Genomic DNA, 26,903 nt, shown 5'->3' with positions numbered 1-26,903 from the left:
AGGGGTCGCTGCCAAATGGCAGCGACATGACAGATCAGCGCTCGACGCAGAGCGCGACGCCCATACCGCCACCGATACAGAGCGTGGCCAGGCCTTTCTTGGCGTCGCGGCGCTTCATCTCGAAGAGCAGCGTGTTGAGCACGCGCGCGCCGGATGCGCCAATCGGGTGCCCGATGGCAATCGCACCACCGTTCACATTGACGATGGCCGGATCCCAACCCATGTCCTTGTTCACCGCGCAGGCCTGCGCCGCGAAGGCTTCATTGGCCTCCACGAGGTCGAGGTCGTCAACGCTCCAGCCAGCCTTTTCCAGCGCCTTGCGCGACGCGTGTATCGGCCCGACGCCCATGATCGACGGATCCAGGCCCGCGGTGGCATAGGAGGCAATACGGGCAAGCGGCTCGATGCCACGCTTCTCTGCCTCATCCGCGGACATCAGCAGCGCACCTGCCGCACCGTCGTTCAAACCGGACGCGTTTGCAGCGGTCACCGAGCCGTCCTTGGCGAAGGCCGGGCGCAGTTTCTGCATTGCTTCGATCGTTGCGCCATGGCGGATGTATTCATCCTTGTCGACCACGATGTCACCCTTGCGGGTCTTGACGGTAAAGGCCACCACCTCGTCATCGAACTTGCCGGCCTTCTGAGCGGCTTCCGCCTTGTTTTGCGACGCAACCGCAAACTCGTCCTGCATGGCGCGCGAAATCTGCCATTGCTCGGCCACGTTCTCGGCGGTCTGTCCCATATGATAGCCGTTGAACGCGTCCCAGAGCCCGTCGCGGATCATCGTGTCGATATACTTCATGTCGCCCATCTTGTGGCCGGCGCGCAGATGCGCGGCATGGGGGCTAAGCGTCATGTTTTCCTGCCCGCCCGCGGCAACGATCGCCGCATCTCCAAGCTGGATGTGCTGCGCAGCCAGCGCCACAGCGCGCAAGCCCGACCCACAAACCTGGTTGATGCTCCACGCCGCGCTTTCCTTCGGAAGGCCCGCATTGATATGCGCCTGACGTGCCGGGTTCTGGCCCTGTGCAGCGGTGAGAACCTGACCGAGAATCGTCTCGGAAACCTCACCTTTTTCAATGCCGGCACGCTCCACGAGCGCTTCGAGTACGGCGGCACCGAGGTCATGTGCGGGCGTGTTGGCAAACGAGCCGCCAAAACTGCCAACGGCAGTCCGTGCGGCGCTTGCGATTACAACATTGGTCATTACTGATCCTTCCAGCCTTGGTTTTGCGGCGGTTATATTCAGCGTCTGGCACAGGCCAGACAGATCGTGCGAGCGCAGCATTATCCCATCGGTTGCCGAGAAAACATCGGACAGTCTGTCTCACAGGACCTTGGCACAAGATGACAGGGCCGATCCGGTCGATCTGACACAGGATCGCCATGCTGCGCCCGACCGGCTCTGTGTCCGACCTTGGGGTAGGAAAAATCCGTCGCCCGGGGCGGCTCCTGTCTTCGGGATATCGCTGGCAGGCGAGCTTATGCTCCAAAACAGCCCGCGCTCTCTGCCCAGCCCTCCTCCCGCTCGCCCCTCTTGATATGTCGGACAGCCCGGGCGCGAGGCTCCGATCTTCGGATGGATCTGGTGCACCGGATACCCGCAGCGCGCTATATTCCAGCAGCGCCCTTTCAGCCCTGACAGCCGGAGCGCGCTTTCCGCCCTGAGGGTCAGACGCGCCGCATGGCAATCACCCACTCATCCGATCATTCGGTCATCCGATCATCCGATCAGGCAAGCAACGCAAATGATGCGATCAAGCAATCAGGGGACAACGCGATCAAACCAGCGGGCCCAATCGCGTGATGGGAGTTTCAGGCGATCTGCCAACAAGGCTTCCAAAAAAGGCAGGCCGGCGGCCCCGCGCCCAACGGCCCATCTCAGTTTCGGTGGCCAAGGTTGCCGCGGCAAGCGCGAAGCGCTCCGCCAAAATCACCGCCTCCAACCGGCGGAGCTCAGGCCGAATTCTGACGCGCCGCCGACTCCCGCCAGTGCGGGCGCACGGTTGGCGCGGCAAAGTAATACCCTTGAAGGCAATCGATCCCCAACTCCGTGAGAATGACCGCATCCTCGGGGTTCTCCACCCGTTCGGCCACCGTGAACAAGTCGAAATGCCGCGCAATATCGACCATTGCGCTGATCATCACCTGATTGTCCGGGTCTCGCGCAACCCCTTTGGCGAACAGGCCGTCAATCTTGAGGATGTCGAAAGCAAAGCTCTTGAAATGACGCAGCGCCGTGTATCCCGCGCCAAAATCGTCGATGGCAAAGGACACACCACGTGCCTGCAAATCGTCCATGAACTGCACGACAAGCTCTGGGACCAGCATGGCAGAGCTCTCCGTGATTTCGAGGATCAGGCGCTCCGCAACGGTCGGATCCGCCTCAATGCCGCGCTTGAGCGTCCGATTCCATTTCTTGTATCCGATCGATCGGGCCGACATGTTGATCGAAAGCCGCAGCCACGGCTCACGGCGCAACTCGTTGAGTCCTTTCTCAAGGGCAATGCAATCGAGCAGCCGTCCGTATTCGGTTTCCTCCACCGAGCCGATGAAATCCTTGGCGGGGATCACCCGCCCCGTTTCATCGAGCACCCGGATGAGCCCCTCGTAGAACGCAATGACGGCTTGATCCCGCGACTGCACAACCGGCTGATACGCCAGCATGACCTGCCGGTGTTCGATGGCGCGGCGCACCATCTCGATCGTGTCCGCGTCGCGCGAGGCGACGGCATGGCTGAGAGGATCGAAAGACGTGGCCGGAATATCCGCCTTGTGCATGACCGTATCCCTTTGACGCGCAATGTGGCGCTCCGGTTGTCGCACCAAAGGGTTTAAACTCGCGTTAACGCCCGGACAAAGCGTGCACGCCCTGCTTGACACCCGCCCACAGCCCCGTATAAGCGCCGCTTCATTGGTGTTGGTGGCCCCCGCAAGGGGATGCCTGTCAGGCCGGGCAACCGGCCAGAGGACAACGCCCTTCGATCGTTGCGGCCTGTCATGGCCGGTCATCAACCCTTCCGGCGCTTGCAACCGAGCGCGGCGGGCAGAATGACCGGTACCGGCGACGGGCCGGAACACCATTCTAGAAGGAGATCAGCCGTGACCAAACGCACGTCTGCCAAGTACAAGATCGACCGCCGCATGGGCGAAAACATCTGGGGCCGCCCGAAATCCCCGGTCAACCGCCGCGACTATGGCCCCGGCCAGCATGGTCAGCGCCGCAAGGGCAAGATGTCCGACTTCGGCCTTCAGCTCCGCGCCAAGCAGAAGCTCAAGGGCTATTACGGCGACCTCACCGAGAAGCAGTTCCGCCGCATCTTCCGCGAAGCCGAACGCCGCAAGGGTGACACCGGCGAATTGCTCATCGGACTGCTCGAAAGCCGTCTGGATGCGGTCGTCTACCGGGCGAAATTTGTTCCAACCGTCTTCGCCGCCCGCCAGTTTGTGAACCACGGCCACGTGCTGGTGAACGGCAAGCGCGTCAACATCCCCTCCTACCGCGTCAAAGAAGGCGACGTGGTTGAAGTGCGTGAGAAATCCCGCCAGATGGCCGCGCTGCTGGAAGCAACGCAGCTGCCCGAGCGTGACGTGCCGGACTACATCGAAGCCGACCACTCCAAGATGACCGCCCGCTTCGTGCGCGCGCCCGGTCTGGGTGACGTGCCCTACCCGGTTCACATGGAACCCAACCTCGTGATCGAATTCTACGCGCAGAACTGATCTCTGCGCCGGACACGCCCCGAGACAGGCCGCCCCCCACGGGCGGCCTTTTTCGTTGCCGCCACCCCCGGTCCTGCACAGCGCCGGGCCCGTTGCCAAGACGCCGCTCCGCCCCTATTTCTTCTGTCGGGAAATACTCCGGGGAGCGCGAGGGGCTGGCCCCTCGCTTCTCTGCGACTGAAACCCGGCACTCGGGATGCAAAAAGCCGCCTCACAAGGAGACGGCTCATGCAGGTGTCGCGGCTTGTGCCGGGCTTACACGTAGAACAGATCCCGGAACACGTGGCGCCCGATGTCCTCGCGGCGCAGGCCACGCTGGGCCAGCTCACGATCAGACATCGCCTGCAGGCGTTCCGCCTCGCGGACGCGCCAGTTGCTTTCGGTGATGAGTGCAAAGAAATCGCCGATAGCGCGGAGGAAGCCGCGCGACGACGGGGTGTCGGATGTATAGGAAATATCGGCCATGATGGGTCTCGTCGGTTCCATTGAAGGGAGAGTTTTCTGCGTTGCAGCAGACATGTAGGCAGCCACCCCGCAGCGCAAAACCGACAAAAACGAATAGCCGCTAGGCATTTCTTGCATAGCCAGAGGGACCAAGGGTCGTATCCACGCAAAAGGGGCCTCCGAATGGAGACCCCTTGCCGATTCACGTGCCCTGCGGAACGCGCCGCGTTCAGTTCTGTGCGATCTGGTCGTCTTCTTCCGGCGGCGACACGTTCAACGTCGGAACCGACACCGTCTCTTCTTCTGTGGTGACGTCCACGTCCACGTCCGGCACCGAAACCGTCACGTCTTCTTCACCCACGGAAACGGATCCAACCTCGGCGTCAAACTCGGGCATGTTACCGCCCTCGACGGTCATCTCCACATCGGGGAGCGCGGCTTCTTCCGTCTGGTCGATGTCGATCATGTAAATGGCAGCTGCGCCCACAAGTACGACAGCGGCAACAGCGGCAATGGTCCAACCGGTTTTCATAACTCTCATCCTTTCTTGTCATCCTGTTTCTTGCCTTTCCAACGCGCCGGGTCGGACCGAGTTCCGCAAAACCCACAGGAAAGCGCGGTAAAGGATGGTAGGAAAAATGATTAATCTATTGTTTTCATTAACATAAATTATCCAGCAAAAAAATATGTCGACTCGCCCCGCGCCCCGGCCTCCGCTGACCTCCGGACCGGTCTTCTCTGCCCAACACCCGCGCGATGCACCCCCGATCGGGCCGGCCGCGCGCGATGCGGTCACGGCCCTTCCGCCGGATCACATCATCGGCGCGCGCAGCCACCCGGACGCATGGCGCAGCGCTGACAGTCCACAAAACCGCCCGAGCCGGGCCAATGCCGCATCGAACCGATCCTGCCGACCGGCGCCCCAGCGCAGACCCGGTTCGGGCCAGACGGCCTTGACTTCAAGACACCCTGTCGCGCGGTCCGCAACGACCTCCGTGCGCCCGATCAGCCGCGCCCCTTCCAGCAGCGGGAAGACATAATAGCCATAGCGCCGCTCCGCCGCCGGCGTGAAGATCTCGATGCGGTATGTAAAGCCGAACAGGCGCTCGGCCCGCGCACGGTCGCGCAAGGCGGGGTCGAACGGCGACAACACACGCATGCGCCCGGTCGGCTCCGGCGCACGATCCGCCGCCTCCACCAGCCCGGGGCGCGCAAGCGCCTTACGGCGGCGCCCGTCCTGGCCGGTGATCTCCACGGGTTCCAAAGCACCGGAGGCCAAAGCGGCCCGGGCCCAATCGCGGACCTCGTCGGGGCGCAGGATGTCCCAAAAAGCGCGGATCTCGCTTTCACTGCCAAATCCCAAGCGGTCCAGCGCCCCCCAACACAGCGCGTCGAGACTGTCCGCCGGAGACGGATCACACAGCCGCACCGCTTCCGGAATGACCCGGTCGGTCAAATCGTACACCTTGCGAAAGTTTTCGCGCCGCGTGACGGACAGCGCCCCCGAGCGCCACAGATACTCCAGCGCGGTCTTGGACGGGTGCCAGTCCCACCAGCCACCCGAGCTGCGCGCCTCGTCCCTGCCCACATCTGCCGAGGTAACGGGCCCGTGCGCCCGGATCTGGCCAAGCACCGTGTCCAGGGTCTCGGCAAAGCCCGACCGGCGGTTGCGCGCCCAGCGCGCCCTGAGCTGCTCGGCATCGCGTGCAAAGCGCAGGCGCCAATGCGGCCAGAGCATCATCGGGATCACCGACGCATCATGGGTCCAGTGTTCGAACACGCCACGGTCGCGCTCCAGCAACGGGTCGAGCGCTTTTGGTCTGTAGCGCTGCCGCCGGGCCGCAAGGATCATGTGATGCGCGCGCTCGACCGTGCGCACGCTGTCCACCTGCACAAAGCCCAATCGCTCGATCAATGCCTGCAGGTCCGCGCCGCGGCCGTCCCCGCCCTCTGCGGCGGAAAGCGCGTGACGGTCGAGAAAGACCCGTCGCGCAGCCGCGTTGTCGAGGCGGACGGTCACGCCGCTCAGCGTCGCTTGAGCGTATCACCAAAGCTGATCGTCGGCGTCAGTTCATGCACCCGAAGGTAATCCGCCGTGGGATCCGTCACCCGTGTGGCGATGATCTCCGCGGCCTTCTGGCCGATCTCGAACCGGCAGGCATCCATCGTGGCAAGCTGGCGTGGCAACCCCTGAAGCAGCTCGACCCCGTTGAACCCGGCAAGCCCGATCTGGCCCGGAATGTCGATATCCTGCGCCATCAGTTCCATGAGACCGCCCGCCGCGATCATGTCATTGGAGTAGTACAGGAAATCGAGCTCCGGATCGCGTTCGAGCATGGTGCGCGTCATTTCGCGCCCCTTCGCCAATGCCGAACCGCCGGAGTAGAATTCCTGATCCACAACCTCGACGCCATCCTTGGCCAGTGCCTCGGTGAACCCCTCGAAGCGTTTGCGTGCACGGTGATCGAGCGGCATCTTCGTGCCCATGAAGCCGATCCGGCTGTATCCCTGTTTGAGAATCGCCTTTGCCATTTCGCGTCCGGCCCGGCGATGGCTGATCCCCACGGCACAATCCACTGCGGTGCCGTCGGTGTCCATGATCTCGACAACCGGAATACCCGACGCCTTCATCATGGCGCGCGCCGCATCGGTATGTTCGAGCCCGGCGATGATCACGCCAGACGGCCGCCAGGAGAGCATTTCGTACAGAACGCGCTCTTCCTTTTCCGGCAGGTAATCGGTCACGCCGACAACCGGCTGGAGTTCGGTTTCCTCGAGCACGGAGGAAATCCCCGACATGACCTCGGGAAAGACCATGTTGCGCAGCGACGGGATGATCACCGCCACCAGATTGACCCGTTGGCTGGCAAGCGCACCGGCGATCTTGTTGGGCACGTAGCCAAGCTCCTTGGCCGCGGCAAGAACGCGGGCGCGCGTTGCGGGGCTCACGTCTCCGCGATTGCGCAACACGCGGCTTACGGTCATTTCGGACACGCCGGAGGCTTCCGAGACATCGCGCAGGGTCAGCGGGCGGGTATCGTCAGTGCTCAATGGAAATTTCCTTGTCTACCGGTGTATACGTTACCGCAATCAGCGCCCGGTGCAAGATGGCTGCGACGTCGTGGTGACAAGCATTCCGTGATGTCCTAAAGAAAAGAAAGCGGCCCCGTGGCTCAACTGGATAGAGCAGCCCCCTCCTAAGGGGCAGGTTGCAGGTTCGAATCCTGCCGGGGTCGCCACCGCTTCTGCCACTATGGGAAGATGCATGCCCATCGAAGCCCCGTGACCCTTTCTTGCGTGGCGTCGGTGCTCAGGCTGACCGATCGGCACAGGTTCAGCCAATGCATCGAGCCGCTGTTGCAAGCGGATGACGGCCGTGGTGTGCACCCTTATGGTGTGCGGCGCCGCACAAGCCCCCCCATCACAGCGCCCTGCTTCACAGATGGCACAAGACTATCCAGAAAACGCTCCAGCGGCGTGGCTATTGCGCGTGGTCGCGCGCACCGGAGACCACCCTGTCCCAATATGTCTGCCAAGAAGGCCGAAGGGGTCAGGCTCCCGGTTGTTGCGTCTTGGTTCCCTCCGCAAGCAAGCGGGCCAACAGGCCCATGGCTCCTGCCTGATCATCGCCCGCCTCTCCGCGCCCGGCGGTTCGCGGTCGGTATGGCTGTCCGCGATGCTCCGCGCCTCGTTCGACCCGGTGGTCTGGTCAAACCAATGGGGCCGCATGGCCCTGTCGCACTGTCCACAGGGATGAACGCCTTTGAGATCGCCCAGGCTGTCATGACACCCCAACGCCCCTCCCCCCGCGCGCGGTTGCCGGGCTGGATCCATCCCGGACGCCCGGCAATATCGGTTTTGCGGCTTTTCCATGCCCGTCAACACCCGTCTTCGCCAGCCAAGGGCGCTTCAGTGCAGTCCGGTATAAGGCAGCACCAACTCCAGACCGCGCGCGTGCCCGTTACCGCCGCCAGATCACCGTCTGGTCCCCGCCAAGCTTGGAATAGCGCAGCGGGCGTCGCGGCGCCGCAAGCGCTTCGGCCTGCGCATCGCCGGTCAGGGCGATATAGGGCTCCAACCATGCCAGATGGAAATCCTGCAATCGGCTCGATCCGTCAAAGAAGCTCTGCTCCGCGCCCGTGATCCGGCGTGTCTGCGCACCATCGTCAAGATCGGCCATCGCAAACCGGGCCGCCCGTTCCAGCGCCCCATCGCATTCCGCGCGCAGCGCGACACCCTGTCGGTCCAACAGCGCCACGGATGTCACCAACGGCGCCAGCGCGTGCAACTGGTAATGCAGCGCAAGGCGTCCCCGCGTCATCTCCTGCGGCAAGCTCCCGTCCGGGGACGCGGTGCACAGCACGTATCGCGTCGACCAGACCGACCACGCCCGGATCACCGGATCGCCGGTCAACCCCGAAACAGCGGCCCCCGCAAGGGCAGCCCACGCGCGCAGGTTGCCGCTCGCGGCTCCGTCCGGCGCGGTCTCCCAGAACACCATCTGTTCCTCCAGCCGGGCCGTCAGCCATGCCTCGATGCGCGCGATTGCCGCCGTATCGGTGCTCGCGGGCTTGGCCAGCGCCACCAGAATGGCAAAGGCTGACAACCGCGAACCGACACCAAGCCGTGCCGTATCGGATTGCAGGTCGGACAGCGCGTCCGCTGCGGCCCAGACGGCGATCTGGCGGATCTGGCAATCGGCGGCAGCAAGCCGCTCTGCGCCGCGCGCCTCCAGCATCGCATCACTCTGCCGCGTAAGCAGACGCAGGAAGTCATCGACCGGGCGCAGCGCGTCCTGCGCCTCGTCCTCTGCCTCTTCATCGAGAATCGAGCGGCTTTGATCGTTGGCGACGTATCGGCTCTGATAGCTCAGGCTGAGCACAGGGTCCGGCGGCGCGCTGCACGCCCCGTCCGCGTGCTGCTCAGCCACGGCGGGCTGTCCCGACAAGAGCAGAACCGCCCCGCAGACCCCCGCCGCGCGCAGCAGCCCTGCCACGCGCCCGCGCCCATGCGTCGCGTCGTTCTTGCGGTCCCACACGGCTCACAACCCCGCCGTGGCACGGACCAGCGCATCAAGCCCCGCGGCCCGCGGATGACCTGCCGCCTCGGCACGGTCCAGCCAATCCAGCGCCGTCGGCACATCGCGCGCCACGCCCAGCCCAAGCCCGAGCGCATAGCCAAGCTCGACCATCGCCTCGTCATGGCCGGCTTCCGCGGCAGCGGTAAGCCAACGCACCGATTCAACAAGATCCACCGGCGCAGAGACCTGCTCGCGCAGCAGCATCGCATATTCGAACCGGCTCGCCGCGTCGCCGGTCTGCACCGCCGACTGATAGAGCGCCCGCAACGGCACGCGCGCCGCAATCGCCGCCCGCACCGGCGCATCGGCGCGGCGCAGCGCCTGCGTTGCCCACAAAAGATCCCCTCGCGCACCCGCGCCCAGCCCCGCCTGATAATGCATCGCGGCTGCTTCGGGGTCATAGCTCGGCAAATCCGCATCCGCCGTCAGCACGTAGAGCCGGCGATGCGCGCCGGTCTCGCCATCCTCAAGCGCGCGTGTCTCCAGCCCGGCCATATCCGGCGCGCGCCCCTTGTCGAACCACTGCATCTGCGCGTTCGACAGGCGTAGCTTCGACAGAACGTGCCCGCCCTCCATTTCGAGCCCGACACGCCGCCAGTGATAAGACAGCTGCGGGTCCATCCGGATCGCATAGGCATCGCCCAACTCGTCGGCGTCCTTGGTGCCGCAATTCATCAGCGACACGGCCCGGTCCACGTAATCATCGACCCGCTCGGGCGGCAGGAAGGGAATGGCAAAGATCAGCGCGAGAAAATCGCCCCGCGCCTCGATCACATCGGCGAACTCCGCATAGGTCCTGCGCGCGCTTTCGGCATAGGCGTCGGCGGTGAGGTCCTCGGCCAGAACCCGCGATTTGAGGCGGATCGCCGCCCCCTCGCCGCGATTTCCGGCCATGGTCAGCAGATGGAGGATCTCTTCGGCCACGTCCGGGTCGCGGCCCGCATCTTCCAGCAGGGCAATCGCGAGGTCCAACGCGGTGGTGACGCCATTGTTGAGATAGACCCGGCGGAAAAACTCCACCGCAAGGGCGCGTTCGGCGGGGTTCGTCGCCAGCTCGAATTCCAGCTCCGCGAAGGCTTCCAGCGCCTGATCGGAGCGGTTGATCCGGCCTGCCCAGTAGCGCAGCGCCTCCTCGGGCGAGAGCCCCGCGGACTGCACCCGCTGCGCCTGGTCGGCCATTGCCTGCGTGCGCCCGTCCAGCGCTTGGCTCTGGATCAGCGCAATGGTCTCGGGATCCTTGAACGGGTCGAGCGCGATGAGGTCGGTGGCGGAAATCGGAACCAGCGCATGATGTGTCGCGCGATAGGCCGCCGCCCAGTGCCGCGCCTCCTCAAGCCGGGGCGCATCATTCACCTGGCAGCGGTAGAGCCCGTCGAGCACCGCCATCGAGGACACCATCCCGAACCGGTCGATGGTCTCGAACAGCAGGTTCTCCGCCCGGTTGATCTGGCGCGGATCGTCCCTGTAGCGGATCAACAGCCGCGCCAGCCGCTGCATCCCCTCTTCGTCACCGCGCCGCACCGCTTCTTCAAGCAGCGCCCGGCCCTCGTCTTCCGCCGCCCAGCGCCCGCGCCGCGTCATCACTTCATCGGCCAGTTCCGTGAATACGAAGCCCGGTGCCTCGGGCATGGTGGCGATCTCGCGCAGATAATCGAGGTAGAGCCCGTCCTCGTCCGCCTCCAGCCCGTCCACATTCACCACCAGTTCGAGATGCGGGATCAAAGATGCCTCCGCGCGGCGCGGATCCTGCGACCGGTTGAAGCCCAGCATGTCTGCCAGTTCTTCCGCCGTCACCGCGCCGGAGGAGACAATCCGCGAGGATTGGCGACTGTCCAGCGACAGGCCCAGATCGGCCGCGCGGCGCAGATAGAGCATCATCTCCGCATTGTCCTTGCGGTCGGCCTCGGCGTTGAGGTGGTATTCCACCACCTGCCAGGCGGCCTCCGCACTGCCCAGATCCGCGGCGAACTTGCGCCATTGCAGGGCAATGGCCGGGTTGCGCTGCACCACATCACCCTTGAGATATTCCTGCGCGATGCGCTCGGCCCGCGCGCAGACCCCCGGCGTCAACTCGCCCAGAATCCCCCCGAAGGCCATCGTGACCGTCAGATCGAGCGGCGCGTCCCAATCCGTGAGGGCCTCGCCGTTGATCTGCATCCGCGCGATCTCGAGCAACGCGCGAGCATTGCCGCCAAACGCCGCCTCGCGGATCAACGTCTCGGCAAAACCCGGATCGGGCGCCGTGCCCGTGCCGGTCCTGTAATACTGCGCCAGAACAAGCTTCTGGTTGTTCGTCATCTCCTCCATGAGGCCGCGCAACCGCTGCACCAGCCCTGCGTCGCGCAGCGCCTCCAGCCGGTCCGCCCGAAGATGCAGGTCGATACGCGCCAGAAGCGCGTCGATCCCGGCGAACTCGGCATCGAGCGCGGCGCGCCGGGTGATCAGCGCATCGATGAAGTCGAACCACCGGTCGGCATCATCGGCCATGTGGCGGCGGATGTCGCGCGTCAGGTAGAGAATGCGATCCTCGTCGGTGAGTTCCTCGTCCTCGCCCTCCACATCGAGATCGTCGATCCCGTCATCCACCGGCGGCGCATTGCAGATGTCACGCGGCCCGAAGGTGGTGGGCAGGAATTCGAGCGCCAGCGGGCCACCGGGCTGGCCCTGACCGTCACCCGCGGTTTGCGCGGAAGACAACCCCGGAAGCGCACAAACGCCCAGCGTGGCGACAATCGCGGTCAGGCTCGTGAACGGGCGGATCATTCTGATCTCCATTGTTTGCTCAACCCGCCTGGCGGCAGGCCAGGATACGGGGTGCGGGGCCAAACGGCACATCCAGCACCACGTCGACGCTGATGGCCCCTTCGGGCCAGAGCCCCACCATCGGCATCATGAAGCGCGCGGTGCCGTCCTGCGTGCTCAGGCGGTGGATACTGCGACTGCGCACAAGCCCCTCCGCGCCGGTGAAATCAAACCGCGCCTTGCGCGCCAACGCACCGTCAGCGTCCACCAGAAGCGTCACGGCCCCCTGCACCGCCACGGTCTGAAGGTCCGCGCGCCAGCCATTGGGGGTCTCGGAGGGCAGCACCGGCAGGGCAGTCTGGCAATCCATCGCCGCCGCCGCCGCGAGGCGCTGCATCGGGGCATCGCCAAACCGCGCCAGCGAGTCCGCCATCGGATGCACCCAGACGAGATAGGCCGGCCGCGATCGCGCAAACCCGTCGGACAGCAACAGGTCGGTCAGCGCCGCAAGCCCGGTATCGCCGGCCACGCGATGCGTCTCGACGTTCAGCCCGCTCGCTTCGGCAAGAAACCCCGCAAGGTTCAGCGCCGGGTCCAGCGCGGCATCGGCGCCGGTCAGAACGATCCGCCCCGGGGGCACCGCACCGGGAAAGAGCGGCTGGGCCTGCTGCCCGATGGCCGGCACAGTGTCAAATCCCGGCAGTTCCAACCCGGGCAGCGCCGCGCTGCAATGATCCTGAAGCTGGCGCGCCATGCGCGACGGCAATGGCCCGACCGCGCCGGGCACGGTGCGATAAGCCGTCTTGGGCATCGCCTCGTAATCCGGGTCGTCCTGCATCTGTGCCGCAATCGCCGCGGCCAGCGCGCGGACGCCGGGGATGTCCAGCCGCCGGTCCGGCCCGAAATACGGCGCAACCCCCGCCAGGGCCGCCGCGCGCAAGGCGCGCCGCGCATCGACGCTACGCACCCCCGCCGCCTCAAGCCGCAAGCGGCTCTCGTCATAAACACTCGTTGAAAGCGCGGCGTCATAGCCCAGGTGCCGCGCCAAAGGCGGCAGATGATCGGTCAGGACCTGCGCCTTTGTCGGCATCGGCACATGGATCAGCCGGGTGCCCCCTGCCGCCAGCCTGTCCGAAAGCGTGGCGATCTGCGCCACAGTCCGGTCCGCATAGGACAGATGCATGCGCAGATCCGGATCAACCGCAAAAAACTGACCCTCCGCACCCTCGACGCTGGGAATCACGGAAGATTCGAGCAGACCGCTACAGCCATAGGCGGATTGCGCCTCTGCCGCGCTGCCGCCCACCGCCACGCCGAAAAAGCCGGCAACCGCCAGCGTCAGCGCGGCAAGACCGCCGGGTCGTTTGCCGTTTTGCTCGTTCAGTGTCACCTGAACCCCCACCTTGATCCTGCGGCCGTTGCTCAACCGCCTTCGGTTTCTGTCTTGTCCATCAGCGCGAGAAGGTTATGCGCCGTGATCCGCACGCCGTAATGGCTCGACCGGTTGGCCAGCGTCAGATAGGCCCGCGCCGTTGCGCGCTCCGCATCGCTCAGCGTCCCACGCTCCAGAAGCGCCAGCGCAAGCCGAAGCTCCACCCGCCCGTCGCCATTCTGTTCGGCCTGCGCGAGGATCTTCTGCCGCGTGCTGTCGCTCAACGTGCCGAAAAGCTTGTCGTCCCCGTTGAACGCCACCACCGCATCGAGCGCCAGGGTGTTGCCCGCCCAGGCATGGGCGTAAAGCACCCGGATGTATTTGCGGATGCGCGCGCCCGGCTCCCGGCCGGGCTCCAGCATCTCCATCGCGGCAATCATCTCCGGCAGGGTCCAGACCCGCCCTGTGCCCACCGCCACCGCCGCGTAATAGGCTACATCGGATGCCTCGCCGGGCTGGATGCCGTCCGCGGTCAACCCGCGCACGTAACGCTGCGCGGCAAGCCCGTCGCCATACTCGGCCAGACGCCGCAGGTCCTTGGGATCAACCTCTTGTCTGGCGTGCATCCGCTCGCGGGCGCGGCGCAGGGATCCCGGCAGGCCGCGCATACTGGTCCGGCCCTTGTCCACCACGACGCTGATCTGCCGCGTATCCACGGCGTCATCAAACGGGATCGGGATCGTCTGGGCCGTCACCGGCCCTGCCGTCGCAATCGGCAGGGTCATGGCCATCGCCGACACCACCATCACCGCTGGCGCGCCCGGAAACCGCATCCTCAGAACCCCTCGCCCATGGTGCAGCCATGCACGACATCCGCCTCGGGTGCGGCGCTGCCCGATCCCTTGAGCACCAGCGCCGCGGCACCGGTCAGATCGCCGATCAACGCACGGCTGTGCAACGCAACGTCACCGCTGAGCACCTGCGGGAGCTGCGCCCGAAAATCATTGCCGTCCAGATGGACAGCCCCGCCCGAGGTCATGGTCAGACCGGCCTTGTTGGCCAGAAGCGTATTGCCGCGCAGGAAGGTCTGCGCCGTCCGGTCCTGTCTTGAGATCCAGACGCCAGAGTTGCGGTTGCCACCGATCAGGTTGCCCAGCACGAAGCTGTCGCGCGACCGGCGGATCTCGATCCCCTTCTGGCGGCTGTCGATCACGAGGTTGCCGCGTGCGACCGAACAGTGCACCCGGCTGAACTTGATCCCGCCGCCGTCGCGGTTCCACACGATATTGCCCGAGACCCGCGCATTGTCGCTGCGTGTGTCCACAAGAATCCCCGCCCGGTCACCGCCGAGCAGGATGTTGTTCATCACGACCGCGTCGCGCGATCCGTTGAGCAGACGGATGGCGTTGGTCGGGGCCGGGCCATAAAACAGGTTTTCCTCGATCCGGGCATAGCCCGCCGATTCGAACCACAACGCGGCATCGCGCATTGCGGCAAAACTGTTGCCGCGAACAAGAGCGCCCGCCTTGCCGATGACCGCGACGCTGTTCACATCGGTGAAATGGCTTGCTTCGATCCGGGTCTGGCCGGTGTTGCGCATCAGCGGGTTGGCCGCCACCGACAGGCCGGCGAATTTTGCCGTCTTGCCAAAGCCCAGACCGTTCACCAGCGCGCCACGCATGCTGAGGGAGCCCCCGCCCGCCACGGTGATGAAGGGCACAAAATCCGGGCTTGCGAGATTGGCATCGCCGCCGACGGACAGCACGCTGCCGGTGATCTCCACCCGGCCGAGCGAAATGAGGAACGCCCCGTCGGGCCGGCTCAGTGCAAGGCGGTCCTGCGGGCCGAGCCGCAACACCGTGTCGTCCCAGAGGATGACAGGGACGCGCAACGTCGCCACGCCCTCCCCCTGCCCCGGTGGGGCGATCCGGGCGCTTTCGCGCAGGATATCGGCCAGCGTGACATGCCCGCCGCGGAAAGACACCGCGTCGGTGCGCCCGCCCGGCTGCGCCATCAGCACGTCGAGATTGTCCTTGCCGCCGTAGGTCTGCGACAACACCGCCAACGCGAGACGGAAATTGACGATCCGCGCCTGCGCCGTCTGTTCCTGGGTCCGGGGCCTGTGCAAGGCGATCGGCGGGATCGCCTGTGCCGCTGCCGGGAGGGCCGCCTCGACCCCAAGCCGCTTGCGCAGGGTCTCGATCGGCGTGAACCGCGCCTGTGGCCGAGTTTCAAGCTCTTCTGACAGCCCGCGCAGCGCCTGTTGAAACGCAAAGAGCTGCGCCCGAGGGTTGTCCCCCGGCGCAGCCTCATCGGCTGAGACGGCCGGCATTCCGACCGCCATCAGGGCCCCTGCAAGCGCGCCGATCAGGCGCGCCGCAAAGCGCCGTTTATCCGCCACCGCTTGCCGCATGTCGCTCCAATGGTTTCAGGGGCTGGTCGAGATCGACCTTTTCAAGGGTCACGAACAGCAGTTCCGCCTCCGTGTCGCCGCAGTTGAGAATGCGCACCGTGGCCACGTCGTCGGCATAGATCCGGCCGCCTTCGCGCACCGTCTTGGACCATCCCTCGCCCGAAGCATGCACCATGCCCTGGACGACGATCACCTGACGGGATCGCGGACCCGGATCGAGCATCACGGTGCGGCCGACCTCGACCTCCGCGGTGCCAAGATGGAAATTGTCGGTCTGTGCGATCTGGGCCAGCTCGGCCAGCTCGCTGCGGGCCTTCATCGGCACCATCGCCGGACCGGCCTCTGCATGCACCTCGGTTTCGGGGCGTTTGACCTTCTTGAGCTGTTCGACGACCTGCTTGACGCTTTGCGTCTCGTCCATCCGGGCAACCAGCAACGCGTCGGGCGTGTCGATCACGATCACGTCCGACAGGCCCACAACGGACACCAGCCGGCTGTCCGCGCGCACCATCGTGTTGGACGCGCCTTCGGTGATCACGTCACCCTGCAACACATTGCCGTCGCTGTCGCGCGCCGCGATGTTATACATGGCAAGCCAGCTTCCCACGTCGTTCCACGACACGTCCAGCGCCGCCATGGCAATACGGTCGGTCTTCTGGAACACCACCGCTTCCGTGGGCTCTGCAGCAGTCTGCGCAAAATCCTCTTCGTTGAGGAAAAGGCCCTCCGGCGTGCGGGTGCCATAAGCCACGGCATTGGCCACATGCAGCGCCGTGGCCGGGTCAAATTTCGCGTATTCATCGACGATCGTGCGTGCCGCAAACAGCGACAGGCCCGACGCCCAATAGGCATCCCCGCCCGCGATCAGCGCTTCCGCGATCTCGGCGGGCGGCTTTTCGACAAACTGGCCGACCTTGCGCACGGTGTCGGACCCGTCCAGCGGCCCGGCATCGGTGATATAGCCGAACCCGGTCTCCGCGTAGCGCGGCGTGATCCCGAAGGTGATGATGCGACCGGCCAACGCGGCGGGAAGACAGGCCTCGATGGTCTCTGACAACGAGCCTTCGATCACGTGATCGGCGGGCACCACGACAAACACCGCGTCGGGGTCCTTGCGCAGGATGGCGTGGGCCGCCGCAAGCACGGCTGGCCCGGTATTGCGGCCCATCGGCTCGCAGATGATCTGGCTGCCAGACTGGATCTCGCGCAGTTGCTTGACCACGGTGCCGCGATGCGTGACTCCGGTGACGATCACCGGGTCGTGGTAAAGCGGCCCGCGATGGCGCTGCACCGCGACCTGAAAGAAGGTCATCGAGTCTTCACCCGCGATCTTCTGGAACTGCTTGGGGCTTTGCGTGCGGGAAATCGGCCACAGGCGGGTGCCTTTGCCGCCGCAGATGATCAGTGGATAAATCCGGCTCATACTCGTTCCTCAGTTTAAACCTGCCATGCCCAGAAGGGACTTGGACAGGCGCAGCTGTGCGCTTTTTCCAATATCCGCCTCCGTCAGAGCACCCTCGGCCGGCACAAGATCGACCGGAACGAACATCTCGCCGCGCATACTTGCGGCCCGCGTCGTTTCGCTCGCCACGACGTCAACCGGGATCGACCGGCCATCCGTCATGTCCATGTGCACACGGTCCCCGGACAACGCCCGGTTGAGACCTTCGATGCTCATCAGGGTTTGGACCCTGATCTCATCGCTATTGTGGAAAACTGTCAGAATTAAGTCTGTTTGAAGGACAGTTGCGCCCTCTTTTATGCCTTTCGTAACAGCGACTTCACAGTCACACGGCATCACGAAATTGAGCACGTCACCGCTGTTGGCGTTAACCGAGAACAACACCTCGCCAACCTCCGCATCGGGGTTGAGATACCCGATCTGTCCAGCGGTGGTGGCGCGCATCGGCTGGCCGTCCCGGGCCACATAGACCGGGTGCAACTCCTGCGCGGTGGTGTAGCGTATTGTCACCACGTAAAGCGCCGCCAACACCAGCGCGGCCGAAAGCACGATCCCCGCGATCGACCGCACGCGATCTGCGATCGTTGCCTTGGGCGCGGCGGCCTTGGCCGCTTTCGGCGCGGTCGGCCCGGAATAGCGCATCATGCCATCCACCCCGACGATATCGCCGGCGATCACGCTGTTGAGGATGTAGCGCAGCTGCGGAAGATGCGGGCCGGTCGGATCGGCGATGCGGAACACCGCGCGCCCGCCCGGGCGATCCTCCTGCATGTAAAGGTCGGGCTGGAGCGTGATGGTAAAACTGTCAAACGTGATGGTCAAAAGGCCGACATGGCGACCCGTCGAACCCATCACCGTGTCGCCTTCGTTGCGCACGATGACATGGGTCAGCGAGATGCTCTCGCCGCGATACTTGCACCCTTCGATGCTCAGCGTGAAATTGAGCTGGATCTGCGGGTGTTCGTCTTCAAAGCCAAAATCCGCAGGGATCTCCGGCGCTGCGCCAGCATTGCCACCGCCACCGCCACCGCTCGAGCCATTGCCGCCGCCCTGGCCCTGCCCGCCATTGCCGCCGAACCCGCCAAATCCGCCCGCCATGCCACCGCCCCAGCCCGGCACCGCAACCGAAGAGGCCGCAACCGGCGCGTCAAGGGCTTCGCCCGGCACGGCGACCGCGACGGGCGCCGCCGCAATCATGTCTGGCTGTGCCTGTGCCGCGCAAGGCTGCGCCTGCGCGGGGGTCTGTGCCGCGCAAGGCTGCGCCGTATCAGCCGACGCCGCGCCCGCATGGGCCTCGGCTGGGGGTGCTGTCACCGTCCTTGCGTCGGTTGCGTCGACGCGCGCGGTCTCGTCGTCCGAAGTCTGCTCCGCCGGGTGGGTCGAACGCATGCCCGACAAGCGGGTCAGTTCGGCCTGAAGCGCTTCCGCCTCGCGCCGCTGTGCTTCCATGCGCCGGGCCAGCGACTCGAAGCGCTCCTGACGCAGCTGGGCATCCTCGCGCCAGAAATCACTGTCCGGCGTCGGGGTGTGATCCACCTTGGGCGCAGTGTGGCCGATGGCCTGCGCACCCTCAGGCGCGCTTGGGCCTGCGTGCTGTACGCCGTTTACGGCCACGCCGTTTGTCTGTCCGGTTTTGGGGTCCTGCGGACCTGTGTGCTCTTGTGACATGAACTATCCAGACACTACTCGATGGTGTTGAGGAACAGGATCGCGACAATGAGCCAGGACACGGCCAACACGTGGTAGCCGCTCGACTCGTAGGTCTTGATCCGATCATACAGCGCCAGCGCCGGCCCCGAGCCACCGCTGCCTTGCCGGGTCCATTTCTGCCGGTCCAGCCGGAAGAAAACGAATGTCTTGATCACCGCGCCCACAACCTGCCCGAAATACAGGATGAACGGGTGCGTCACCGGGAACCATGTCCCGTTGAACAGCGCGATGATGGTGCAGAAGGTATACCGCGTGATCATCACCCACGCGATGTAAAGCGGGATCACGACCGGCGTGTAGATCAGCGCGGTCAGGAACACCGACAAGGGCCCCACAAGCGTTGTCCACATCGACACCCGCTGATCGAGGATCGACCATTTCGTGAACAGGCCGATATCGCGCGCCGGAAGCCGCAAGGCGCGCCCGTTGGTGCGCACCATGTTGCCGAACCACCGCACCATCAGCGTCTTGGCGCTGTCGTAAAACCCCGGGCGCGGCTGCGTTTCGACGGACTGGCTCTGCACGTCGGGCAGATACAGCATCTCGTAGCCGTTCTTCAAAAGCCAGTACCAGGTGGATTTGTCATCGCCGGTCAGAAACTTCACCCGCCCCAGCCGCCAGTGATCGAGGTAATCCTGCCCCACCCCGTTGATGAAGCCGGGGTTCGTCGCCAGCGACGCGCGGAATACGGACATGCGCCCGGTCAGCGTCAACACGTGCCGCGCCAGCCCCATGGAGCACATCATCACCTGCCGCTGATGAAAGCGCAGCGTGAACCAGTCCTTGAACAGGCCTTCCTCGTCGATGAGCGCGGCTTCATCCGTGGTCAGCGCGCCAACCTTGGGATCCGAGAACCACGGGGCGGCCTGCTCCCACAGATCGAGGGGAACGGCCGTATCCCCATCAAGGAACACCATGATGTCATGCTCGGACGGCGCGCGCCGCGCCAGCAGGCGCAACGCCTTCTCCATCGCGTCGCGCTTGCCGCTCGACTTGATCCGGTCGATCACAAGCTCCACGTGAGAAAGGTCATGCGGGCACATCTCGAACATCGTCTTGATGAGCCGCACATCCTTGCCATCCACAACGGACGCCACAACGGTGGCCCCATCCTTCGCGCGCGCCAGCGCCTCGAAGAGGCGGCGATAGACCATCTGGGTGGTCTCCACATCCACCATGTAGGTGGTCACCATCACGTAGCAGTGCGACTTGACCCCGCTTTCGCGGAACCGCGCAAAGGCCCGGGCCTTTGCGCGCGGATGCGCCACGACCCGGAACCAGATGGCCCGCGCGAAGTTCGTCATTGCCCAGCTGTAGCGCCAGATCCCCAGAAAACCGACAACCAGAAGCGCGCTCGACGCGGCCTTGATCTCCCCCAGAAAACCCGGAGGAATGACGGAAACCAGAAGATAGACAGCCGAGAAATACGCTGCGTGTGTGAGAGCGGTTACCATGACCCTGCCTTACCAGCAGATGCCCTCATACCTGTCACCGCTGACCATATCGCGGTTCAGCCGGGTCAGGTCCACGACGGGGCGGCTCTCGGCGGCCTTTTTAAGCCGTTCGACCGTGTCGTTGTAGTAATTGCCCACCAGAAGCGCGCCCGCATCGTTGATCAGCGTGTCGAGATCGCCCACAAGACGGTCTTCGAGATCGGCGATGCTGTCATTGCCGCGCCCGGCGCCCGGTGTGCCGCTGTCATAGGCCTGCTTGACGAAGGGGTCGTAAATGTCCACCTCGATCCCCTTGCCGATCAACCGCGCCGCAAGGCTCACAAGCGGGCTCTCGCGGAGGTCGTCAGTGCCGGGCTTGAAGCTGATACCGACAAAGCCGACGCGCTTGGCACCGGATTTCTCGACCATCGCCTCGGCCCGCGCGATCTGCTGATCGTTGGCCGACAGCACCGCGTTGAGCAGATGCGGCTCGACGCCGTTCTGATCCGCGAGATGGCGCAGCGCGCGCACGTCTTTCGGAAGACACGACCCGCCAAAGGCAAAGCCCGGGCGCATGAAATAAGGGCTCATCGCCGCCTTGGTGTCGGAGCACAGGATCTCCATCACCGTCTGGCCGTCGATGCCGCAGGATTTGGCGATATTGCCGATCTCGTTGGCATAAGTGACCTTGACCGCGCGCCATGTGTTGGAGGTGTATTTCACCATCTCGGCGGTGCGGATATCCACCTTGTGCATCGGCCAGGGCAGATCCTTGTTGAGATCTTCGAGGATCTTGCCGGTGGGTTCGTCCATGAAGCCAAACACGATCAGGCCGGGATCCGCGTGATCCGCAATCGCCGTGCTTTCGCGCAGAAATTCAGGGTAATAGCCGACGCCAAAGCCCTCGCCGGCCTTCTTGCCGGAGGTTTTCTCCAGCACCGGAATGCAGGACTCATCGGTGGAGCCCGGCACGATGGTCGAGCGGATCACAACCGAATGATAGGCATCCTTGTCCTTGAGCGCCGCGCCGATATCGGCGCAGACATCCGTGACATAGGACAGTCCAACGGACCCATCCGGCGCCGACGGCGTGCCGACACAGACAAAGCTCATCTCGGTGTCGCGGATTGCCTCGTGAATGTCACCCGTCGCGCGGAGCCTGCCCGCCGCGACCATATCGGCCACCAACACGTCGATGCCTTCTTCGACGATGGGCGATAGCCCGTCATTGATGGATTTGATTTTACCGGGGTCGATATCGACTGCGATTACATCGTGCCCGTCCCGCGCCAAACATGCCGCGGAAACAACACCGACGTAACCAATGCCAAAGACACTGATCTTAGCCATAACACTGCTGCCTCATTTATGCCGCTGTTTTTCGCGGCCGTTTATTAGGCGAAACTTTGCCAACAAGCGCGGCGTGACGCCAATGAACTGTGACGTTTCGATTCGATTTACCGATCGGCGTGGTGAATTTGATACATTTTGATCAGTTTTCAGGCGGCTTTTCCCTTGTGAGCACATCCGCTTTCGGAGCGATACACGCCGCGATTGCACATGCGCGACACCGGACGCGCACGCGGCTGCGTGCGGTGCAACCGCGCCGGTCCACGCGGGCCCGAGCCGGAAAGGGCTTTGGTTTCGCGGCGCTTTGCGCCATAACCCTTGTCACGAAATCGCCCGTCCCGACACCGATCCCGCGTGGGACGGCCAAAAGCGATACGAGCAGATGATGACGCGTTTCAAAACTGGCGCGCTTGCGCTGATCCTCTCCGGCGTTCTGTTGGGCTGCACCGCAACCGGCGTCGGCCCCGATGGCGTGCCCGCAGGCTATGAGCGGTTCTACAGCCCGGCGGCCCATAACGTGCAGGCCGGTCTTGCCTCCAGGGGTGACCCGGTCCGGCGCGGCGAGCGCTCTGAGCGCTACGAGTTGCGCGACACCGATTGCGGCGGCACCGATTGTGGCAACCCGCGCCAGCGCGCCGAGATCCGGCTCACCGAACGGGCCAATCCCGCCCGGATCGGGCAGGACACATGGTATGGGTGGAGTTTTTTCAATCTCAACGTGCCGGGCTACAGCCGCGAGGAGTCGCTTCGGCTCGTCTTCGGCCAATGGACGATGGGCGGCGGCGCCGCCCCGATCCTGCGTCTGATCCAGCTGGGCCGCGGTGAGGGCCACTGGGACGCGTGCGACAGGCGCTACTGTTCCGGCCCCTCGGTGGCGGCAGGCGACATCGCGCTGCAGCTCGAAGACATGCATCAGGCCAATGACTGGGGCAAACGCGAAAACGACGGCTATGTCTGCCGGCTGTTCGACATGGCGTCCAACAGGGGGCGCTGGGTCGATCTGGTGATGCGCACCAATTTCTCCGCCGGACCGGATGGATATGTGCAGGTCTGGGTCAACGATGTGCTGAAATGCGACTATCGCGGGCCGTTGGTGTCGGCGGAAAGCCTCGCGCTTGGCGACACGCCGGAACACCGGCGCGGGGTGTTTTCCAGCTATACCGAGCGCTGGGATACGCGACGGGGCGGTCAGGTCAAGCCGCGCAAGATCGTGTATTACGACGAATTCGCCATTGGCCAGAGCCGCAGGGAGGTGGACGTGCGCCTGCGCGAAACGCTTGGATTGCCGGCCCTGGATTGAGCCGCAGGCGGGAGCACCACGCCCGGCGACGCACCGCGGGCGGACGTGCATGCCCTCCGGCCCCGCCGCCCCGGTCAGCGGATGAGCGAACGGGCACCGCTTGCCGGACTCTCCGTGCGGGCGCCACCTTGCGGGACGTCGAAAATCGCGCCGAATTCTGCCATATTTGGCGTGCCTCCCGGTCGCCGGAGCGTGCGGGAACCGGCAATGAGACTGTGGTCGCACGGCGCCACCCATACCCCAGACCTCGCGACCGCCTTGGGTCAGCCGACCAGGAAGACGGCCCGGGGCTCCCCCCCCAGACCACAGGTTAGCTGGGGGGCCAGCCCCCCAGACCACGGGTTAGCTGGGGGGCCAGCCCCCCAGACCCCCAGACCCCCCGGGATATTTCCGGCCCAAAGAAACAGCAAGCGGGCGGCGCCCCCAGCACGAGAGAATTCGGGCCGATTCACCGGGCGCAAGCTGATGCAATTGGTGCAGGTGCTGACCCGGGGACCAGTGCCCCCTTGGCAAGATCCATCCCGGATGCGCGCCCGCCGCCGCGGCTCGTAAGGCTCGTTTGCAGACCACACGCTTCCGACTTGAGCGTTTGCATCGCGGTGGCGTGCAGCGCCTTTCCAAAACCGTGGCGATCCGCCCAAACTGCGGGCATAGTCAGGGAAATCGGGAGCAAGCACATGGCGGAAAACGAAGTCTTTGGAACGGATGACCAGCGTGCGCTTCTTCTGCGCGGAGCGGAAATGGCGCGACTTCTGGCCGATGATTGGCGCTACACCTATTACGGGCGCACCGTGGGCCTGGCGCGTCCGGCGGATGGCGATCTCGATCGTCTGATTGCGCTTGTCAGGCTGCAAGGCAATGCCGCCTATGCCGATCTCGCGCCCGAGCAGGCCGTGGAATATGCCAAGCGGTTGCGCATGCTTGGGCTCAATCCGGTGCAATACGTCAAATGGCAGGGCTCAACGGACGCCATCGCCGCCGCTCGGACCTGTCTGGCGGACATCCCTCTGCCGGACGATGTGACAGCGCTTCGCCTTGACGCGCAAACGGATGGCACGGTCCTTCAAGCGCTTGCCCTCATGGCGAGCGAAGCGGGCGTGCTGCTGCCCCGGGGCGCGGTGCTGCGCGGCATGGTCAAGCCCGCCGCCTGTTTTGTCGCCATGGATCCCCAAGGAGCCGTTGTGTCCTGTGCAGCAGCCTGCGCCTACGCGCATCCCGATCATCCGACGCTGGGCGCAGATGTCTGGTGGGGCATGCTGGCCACGGCACCGGAGCGGCGCGGTCAGCGGATCGCCGTGCGCCTCGGGGCCATGGCGTTGATGCATATGGTCGATGCTTATGATGCACGGGCGTTCTTTACCGGTGTCGCCCCCGGGAACGCGCCTTCCGAGGCCGTTTGCCGCCGCATGGGCCTTCATCCGAGCCAATCGGAAATTCTGGGCTGTGCAGATCCCGCATCGCTCAAGAGCGGGCGCATGACAAAGTAGACACGCCTGCAGACGCACCCGTCAGACGGTGTCAGAGATGGGCAAGCGTGACCTTTGTGCCGTCTTCGTATCGCAGCACAACCGCGTCGCCCACCACCGTGTCGACCTCGACGGCCCCGCCCATGCGGCCCGCCGTCTTGGGGATCACCGCCAGGGCACCCGGCTCGGACAGATCCACAACGGTGCGATACGCGGTGTTCAAAGGCGTCACGTTATACGACATGCGGCAGCTCCAGTCATTTGCAGGCTTCCCGACCGATGAGCAGACATCGACCACAGCCCAAGGCGCCCCCACGCCTTGACGCAACTTTATGCAATGCGGCCGGATTGTGGCAAGCCCGTTATCGAAATTTGTCGAAAACACGGCAGTATCCGCGAACAATCGCCCCGCCCGGGCCTGTTCGTTTCGGGTTTTTCGCCGAATCGTCGATCCTCCTCGCGGGGACGACGCGCCTCGCCACCCCCGCCCGTCCGGACCAAACCAGCGCCGTGCCGGCCCGGCCGGGCTGGACCCGGCCGGCTCGCGCTCCTAACGTGGCGCCATGTTGCGCTACACACTCAAACGCCTGGCTTCGCTGGTTCTCAGCCTGATCGTTGCCTCTGCGGTGATCTTTCTGGTGGTGGAGGTGGCGCCGGGCGATACCGCCTCCTTCATGCTGGGATTGAACGCCCAGCCCGATACGATCGCCGCCCTGCGGGCCGAACTCGGTCTCGATCAGCCAAAGCTGACCCGATATGTATCGTGGGTCGGCGGCATGTTGACCGGGGATTTCGGGACCTCCTACACCTACCGCACCCCGGTCGCGGACATGATCGCAGACCGGCTCTGGATCTCCCTGCCGCTCGCGCTCTATGCACTCACGCTCTCGACACTCCTCGCCTTCCCTGCGGGAATTCTCGCGGCCTCACGGCGCGGAGGGGCGGGCGACGTGTCGGTGATGACGGCCACGCAACTCGGCGTCGCAATCCCGAATTTCTGGTTTGCCATGCTGCTGGTGCTTGTCTTCGCGATCAATCTGCGCTGGTTCTCCGCCGGCGGATTTCCCGGCTGGGACGATCCCGTCGCCGCCGTAAAGGCCCTGACATTGCCCGCCATCGCCCTCGCCCTGCCGCAGGCCGCGATCCTCGCGCGCGTCATGCGCTCCGCGCTCATCGATATCCTCGGCGAAGATTTCATCCGCACCGCGCGCGCCAAGGGTCTGACCCGCAGTCAGGCCCTCTGGCGGCACGGGCTCAGAAACGCAATGATCCCGGTGCTGACGATCCTCGGATTGCAATTCGCCTTTCTCCTCGCCGGTGCGATCATCATCGAGCAGGTCTTCTTCTTGCCGGGCCTCGGCCGGCTGATCTTCCAGGCCATTACACAGCGCGACCTGATCGTGGTGGAATCCGTGGTCATGCTGCTGGTCTTCGCGGTCATCATCGTGAATTTCGCGGTCGATCTGGCCTATGCCGCGGTCGACCCGCGCCTACGGAGCCGCTCATGAGCCGCGCGCTGATCCTCGGGGCCGCGCTCTCGGCACTGTTTCTCGGCGCGGCCCTGCTCTCCTTTGCCTGGACGCCGGCGGACGTGACCGGGATGGATATCCCCAACAGGCTCAAGCCGCCCAGTGCCGACAACCTGCTCGGCACGGATCATTTCGGGCGCGATATCCTGTCGATGATCATGGTCGGCGCGCGGACCTCGATTGCCGTGGCGCTTGTGGCGGTCGGAATAGGGATGGGGCTCGGCGTCCCGCTCGGCCTGGCGGCCGCGGCCAATGCCGGTGGCCTGCTGGACGAGTTGATCGGCCGTGCAAACGACCTGATCTTTGCCTTCCCCAGCCTCGTGATCGCGATCCTGATCACGGCGATCTTTGGCGCCGGGGCGGTCAACGCCATCATCGCCATCGGGATCTTCAACATCCCCGTCTTCGCGCGTCTCACCCGCGGCGCCGCGCTTTCGCTCTGGACCCGCGACTTCATTCTCGCCGCCCGCGTCGCCGGCAAATCGCGCCTCCGCATCTCCGCCGAACACATCCTGCCCAATGTGGCCAACCTGCTGATCGTTCAGGGCACGATCCAGTTCTCGCTCGGCATTCTCGCGGAAGCGGGGCTGAGCTATGTGGGCCTTGGCGCGCAGCCTCCGATCCCGAGCTGGGGCCGTATGCTGGCGGATGCGCAAACCATGGTCTCCCTCGCCCCGCATGTGGCCATCATGCCCGGGCTTGCCATCGTGCTGACCGTGCTGGGGTTGAACTTGCTGGGTGACGGGCTGCGCGACGCGCTGGATCCGCGCCTGAAGGTGCTGCGCACATGAGCCACACCGCAATACCCCGGGAACACGGCACCCACGCCCCGGCCTCTTTGGGCCCGAAATATCCCGGGGGTGCGGGGGCAGCGCCCCC

At 64.9% G+C, this 26,903-nt stretch carries 21 protein-coding genes and 1 tRNA gene; 6 read left to right on the top strand and 16 right to left on the bottom strand.

Annotated elements, in window-relative coordinates:
• Positions 1–34: 34 nt before the first annotated feature.
• Both J1C49_RS20070 and J1C49_RS20065 read right to left on the bottom strand, forming a co-directional pair.
• Positions 35–1,207, bottom strand: a complete 1,173-nt coding sequence (locus J1C49_RS20070) for an acetyl-CoA C-acetyltransferase (RefSeq protein ID WP_227447625.1) — start codon at positions 1,205–1,207, stop codon at positions 35–37.
• Positions 1,208–1,956: 749 nt separating this feature from the next.
• The gene (locus J1C49_RS20065; RefSeq protein WP_227447624.1) at positions 1,957–2,781 is read right to left on the bottom strand and encodes an EAL domain-containing protein; all 825 of its coding nucleotides are present in this window, start codon (positions 2,779–2,781) and stop codon (positions 1,957–1,959) included.
• A gap of 321 nt (positions 2,782–3,102) precedes the next feature.
• On the opposite strand from J1C49_RS20065, the gene rpsD reads away from it, so the two are divergent.
• Positions 3,103–3,723 (top strand): 30S ribosomal protein S4, encoded by a 621-nt coding sequence (rpsD, locus tag J1C49_RS20060; protein WP_227447623.1) that lies wholly within the window; start codon positions 3,103–3,105, stop codon positions 3,721–3,723.
• A gap of 255 nt (positions 3,724–3,978) precedes the next feature.
• Here rpsD and J1C49_RS20055 read toward each other — a convergent pair whose 3' ends face one another.
• From J1C49_RS20055 to J1C49_RS20040, 4 genes are all read right to left on the bottom strand, one after another.
• On the bottom strand, positions 3,979–4,188 hold the full coding sequence (locus tag J1C49_RS20055) for a DUF1127 domain-containing protein (RefSeq protein WP_227447622.1): 210 nt from the start codon (positions 4,186–4,188) through the stop codon (positions 3,979–3,981).
• A 208-nt stretch (positions 4,189–4,396) separates the two neighbouring features.
• Entirely contained in the window at positions 4,397–4,699 is a 303-nt protein-coding gene (locus J1C49_RS20050) for a hypothetical protein (RefSeq protein ID WP_227447621.1), read from the bottom strand.
• Between the two features lie 279 nt (positions 4,700–4,978).
• Entirely contained in the window at positions 4,979–6,187 is a 1,209-nt protein-coding gene (locus tag J1C49_RS20045; RefSeq protein ID WP_227447620.1) for a DNA glycosylase AlkZ-like family protein, read from the bottom strand.
• Between the two features lie 5 nt (positions 6,188–6,192).
• A complete protein-coding gene (locus J1C49_RS20040) occupies positions 6,193–7,218 on the bottom strand; it encodes a LacI family DNA-binding transcriptional regulator (protein WP_227447619.1) in 1,026 nt (341 codons plus the stop codon).
• Positions 7,219–7,329: 111 nt separating this feature from the next.
• On the opposite strand from J1C49_RS20040, the gene J1C49_RS20035 reads away from it, so the two are divergent.
• Positions 7,330–7,406 (top strand) — tRNA-Arg (locus tag J1C49_RS20035).
• 722 nt (positions 7,407–8,128) lie between these two features.
• Here J1C49_RS20035 and J1C49_RS20030 read toward each other — a convergent pair.
• From J1C49_RS20030 to J1C49_RS19990, 9 genes are read right to left on the bottom strand one after another with little or no spacing between them, the layout of a single operon-like run.
• Positions 8,129–9,205 (bottom strand): alginate lyase family protein, encoded by a 1,077-nt coding sequence (locus tag J1C49_RS20030; protein ID WP_227447618.1) that lies wholly within the window; start codon positions 9,203–9,205, stop codon positions 8,129–8,131.
• 3 nt (positions 9,206–9,208) lie between these two features.
• The gene (locus J1C49_RS20025) at positions 9,209–12,010 is read right to left on the bottom strand and encodes a hypothetical protein (RefSeq protein WP_227447617.1); all 2,802 of its coding nucleotides are present in this window, start codon (positions 12,008–12,010) and stop codon (positions 9,209–9,211) included.
• A 19-nt stretch (positions 12,011–12,029) separates the two neighbouring features.
• Entirely contained in the window at positions 12,030–13,379 is a 1,350-nt protein-coding gene (locus J1C49_RS20020; protein ID WP_227447616.1) for a hypothetical protein, read from the bottom strand.
• Between the two features lie 32 nt (positions 13,380–13,411).
• Positions 13,412–14,194 (bottom strand): hypothetical protein, encoded by a 783-nt coding sequence (locus J1C49_RS20015; protein ID WP_227447615.1) that lies wholly within the window; start codon positions 14,192–14,194, stop codon positions 13,412–13,414.
• Between the two features lie 2 nt (positions 14,195–14,196).
• A complete protein-coding gene (locus J1C49_RS20010; protein ID WP_227447614.1) occupies positions 14,197–15,774 on the bottom strand; it encodes a right-handed parallel beta-helix repeat-containing protein in 1,578 nt (525 codons plus the stop codon).
• Positions 15,752–17,197, bottom strand: a complete 1,446-nt coding sequence (locus J1C49_RS20005) for a mannose-1-phosphate guanylyltransferase (RefSeq protein WP_227447613.1) — start codon at positions 17,195–17,197, stop codon at positions 15,752–15,754. The genes J1C49_RS20010 and J1C49_RS20005 overlap by 23 nt, the downstream gene beginning before the upstream one ends.
• 9 nt (positions 17,198–17,206) lie before the next feature.
• Complete coding sequence (locus J1C49_RS20000) at positions 17,207–18,904, bottom strand: hypothetical protein (protein ID WP_227447612.1); 1,698 nt, start codon at positions 18,902–18,904, stop codon at positions 17,207–17,209.
• A 14-nt stretch (positions 18,905–18,918) separates the two neighbouring features.
• Entirely contained in the window at positions 18,919–20,400 is a 1,482-nt protein-coding gene (locus J1C49_RS19995; protein WP_227447611.1) for a glycosyltransferase, read from the bottom strand.
• 9 nt (positions 20,401–20,409) lie between these two features.
• A complete protein-coding gene (locus J1C49_RS19990; RefSeq protein ID WP_227447610.1) occupies positions 20,410–21,729 on the bottom strand; it encodes a nucleotide sugar dehydrogenase in 1,320 nt (439 codons plus the stop codon).
• A gap of 385 nt (positions 21,730–22,114) precedes the next feature.
• Here J1C49_RS19990 and J1C49_RS19985 point away from each other — a divergent pair, with 385 nt between their 5' ends.
• Both J1C49_RS19985 and J1C49_RS19980 read left to right on the top strand, forming a co-directional pair.
• Positions 22,115–23,029 carry a heparin lyase I family protein gene (locus J1C49_RS19985; protein WP_227447609.1) on the top strand — a complete coding sequence of 305 codons (915 nt, stop codon included), beginning with the start codon at positions 22,115–22,117 and terminating at the stop codon, positions 23,027–23,029.
• A 677-nt stretch (positions 23,030–23,706) separates the two neighbouring features.
• Positions 23,707–24,516, top strand: a complete 810-nt coding sequence (locus tag J1C49_RS19980; RefSeq protein ID WP_227447608.1) for an N-acetyltransferase — start codon at positions 23,707–23,709, stop codon at positions 24,514–24,516.
• A 31-nt stretch (positions 24,517–24,547) separates the two neighbouring features.
• On the opposite strand, the gene J1C49_RS19975 is transcribed toward J1C49_RS19980, so the two are convergent.
• Entirely contained in the window at positions 24,548–24,739 is a 192-nt protein-coding gene (locus J1C49_RS19975; protein WP_227447607.1) for a hypothetical protein, read from the bottom strand.
• A 319-nt stretch (positions 24,740–25,058) separates the two neighbouring features.
• Here J1C49_RS19975 and J1C49_RS19970 point away from each other — a divergent pair, with 319 nt between their 5' ends.
• Positions 25,059–26,003, top strand: a complete 945-nt coding sequence (locus J1C49_RS19970) for an ABC transporter permease (protein WP_227447606.1) — start codon at positions 25,059–25,061, stop codon at positions 26,001–26,003.
• A complete protein-coding gene (locus J1C49_RS19965) occupies positions 26,000–26,815 on the top strand; it encodes an ABC transporter permease (RefSeq protein ID WP_227447605.1) in 816 nt (271 codons plus the stop codon). The genes J1C49_RS19970 and J1C49_RS19965 overlap by 4 nt, the downstream gene beginning before the upstream one ends.
• Positions 26,816–26,903: the final 88 nt, after the last annotated feature.

This window comes from Cognatishimia sp. F0-27, assembly GCF_020667845.1.
GTDB lineage: Bacteria > Pseudomonadota > Alphaproteobacteria > Rhodobacterales > Rhodobacteraceae > JAFMPQ01.
This window is presented reverse-complemented; position numbering and strand designations above follow the sequence as displayed.

What these genes read in the sequence shown, in the direction of transcription:
- J1C49_RS20015 (WP_227447615.1), bottom strand. Translation starts at nt 14,194, where the DNA reads ATGCGGTTTCCGGGCGCGCCAGCGGTGATGGTGGTGTCGGCGATGGCC.
- J1C49_RS20025 (WP_227447617.1), bottom strand. Translation starts at nt 12,010, where the DNA reads ATGATCCGCCCGTTCACGAGCCTGACCGCGATTGTCGCCACGCTGGGC.
- J1C49_RS19975 (WP_227447607.1), bottom strand. Translation starts at nt 24,739, where the DNA reads ATGTCGTATAACGTGACGCCTTTGAACACCGCGTATCGCACCGTTGTG.
- J1C49_RS19965 (WP_227447605.1), top strand. Translation starts at nt 26,000, where the DNA reads ATGAGCCGCGCGCTGATCCTCGGGGCCGCGCTCTCGGCACTGTTTCTC.
- J1C49_RS20050 (WP_227447621.1), bottom strand. Translation starts at nt 4,699, where the DNA reads ATGAAAACCGGTTGGACCATTGCCGCTGTTGCCGCTGTCGTACTTGTG.
- J1C49_RS19985 (WP_227447609.1), top strand. Translation starts at nt 22,115, where the DNA reads ATGACGCGTTTCAAAACTGGCGCGCTTGCGCTGATCCTCTCCGGCGTT.
- J1C49_RS20000 (WP_227447612.1), bottom strand. Translation starts at nt 18,904, where the DNA reads ATGTCACAAGAGCACACAGGTCCGCAGGACCCCAAAACCGGACAGACA.
- J1C49_RS19990 (WP_227447610.1), bottom strand. Translation starts at nt 21,729, where the DNA reads ATGGCTAAGATCAGTGTCTTTGGCATTGGTTACGTCGGTGTTGTTTCC.
- J1C49_RS19980 (WP_227447608.1), top strand. Translation starts at nt 23,707, where the DNA reads ATGGCGGAAAACGAAGTCTTTGGAACGGATGACCAGCGTGCGCTTCTT.
- J1C49_RS20005 (WP_227447613.1), bottom strand. Translation starts at nt 17,197, where the DNA reads ATGAGCCGGATTTATCCACTGATCATCTGCGGCGGCAAAGGCACCCGC.
- J1C49_RS19970 (WP_227447606.1), top strand. Translation starts at nt 25,059, where the DNA reads ATGTTGCGCTACACACTCAAACGCCTGGCTTCGCTGGTTCTCAGCCTG.
- J1C49_RS20055 (WP_227447622.1), bottom strand. Translation starts at nt 4,188, where the DNA reads ATGGCCGATATTTCCTATACATCCGACACCCCGTCGTCGCGCGGCTTC.
- J1C49_RS20065 (WP_227447624.1), bottom strand. Translation starts at nt 2,781, where the DNA reads ATGCACAAGGCGGATATTCCGGCCACGTCTTTCGATCCTCTCAGCCAT.
- J1C49_RS20070 (WP_227447625.1), bottom strand. Translation starts at nt 1,207, where the DNA reads ATGACCAATGTTGTAATCGCAAGCGCCGCACGGACTGCCGTTGGCAGT.
- J1C49_RS19995 (WP_227447611.1), bottom strand. Translation starts at nt 20,400, where the DNA reads ATGGTAACCGCTCTCACACACGCAGCGTATTTCTCGGCTGTCTATCTT.
- J1C49_RS20010 (WP_227447614.1), bottom strand. Translation starts at nt 15,774, where the DNA reads ATGCGGCAAGCGGTGGCGGATAAACGGCGCTTTGCGGCGCGCCTGATC.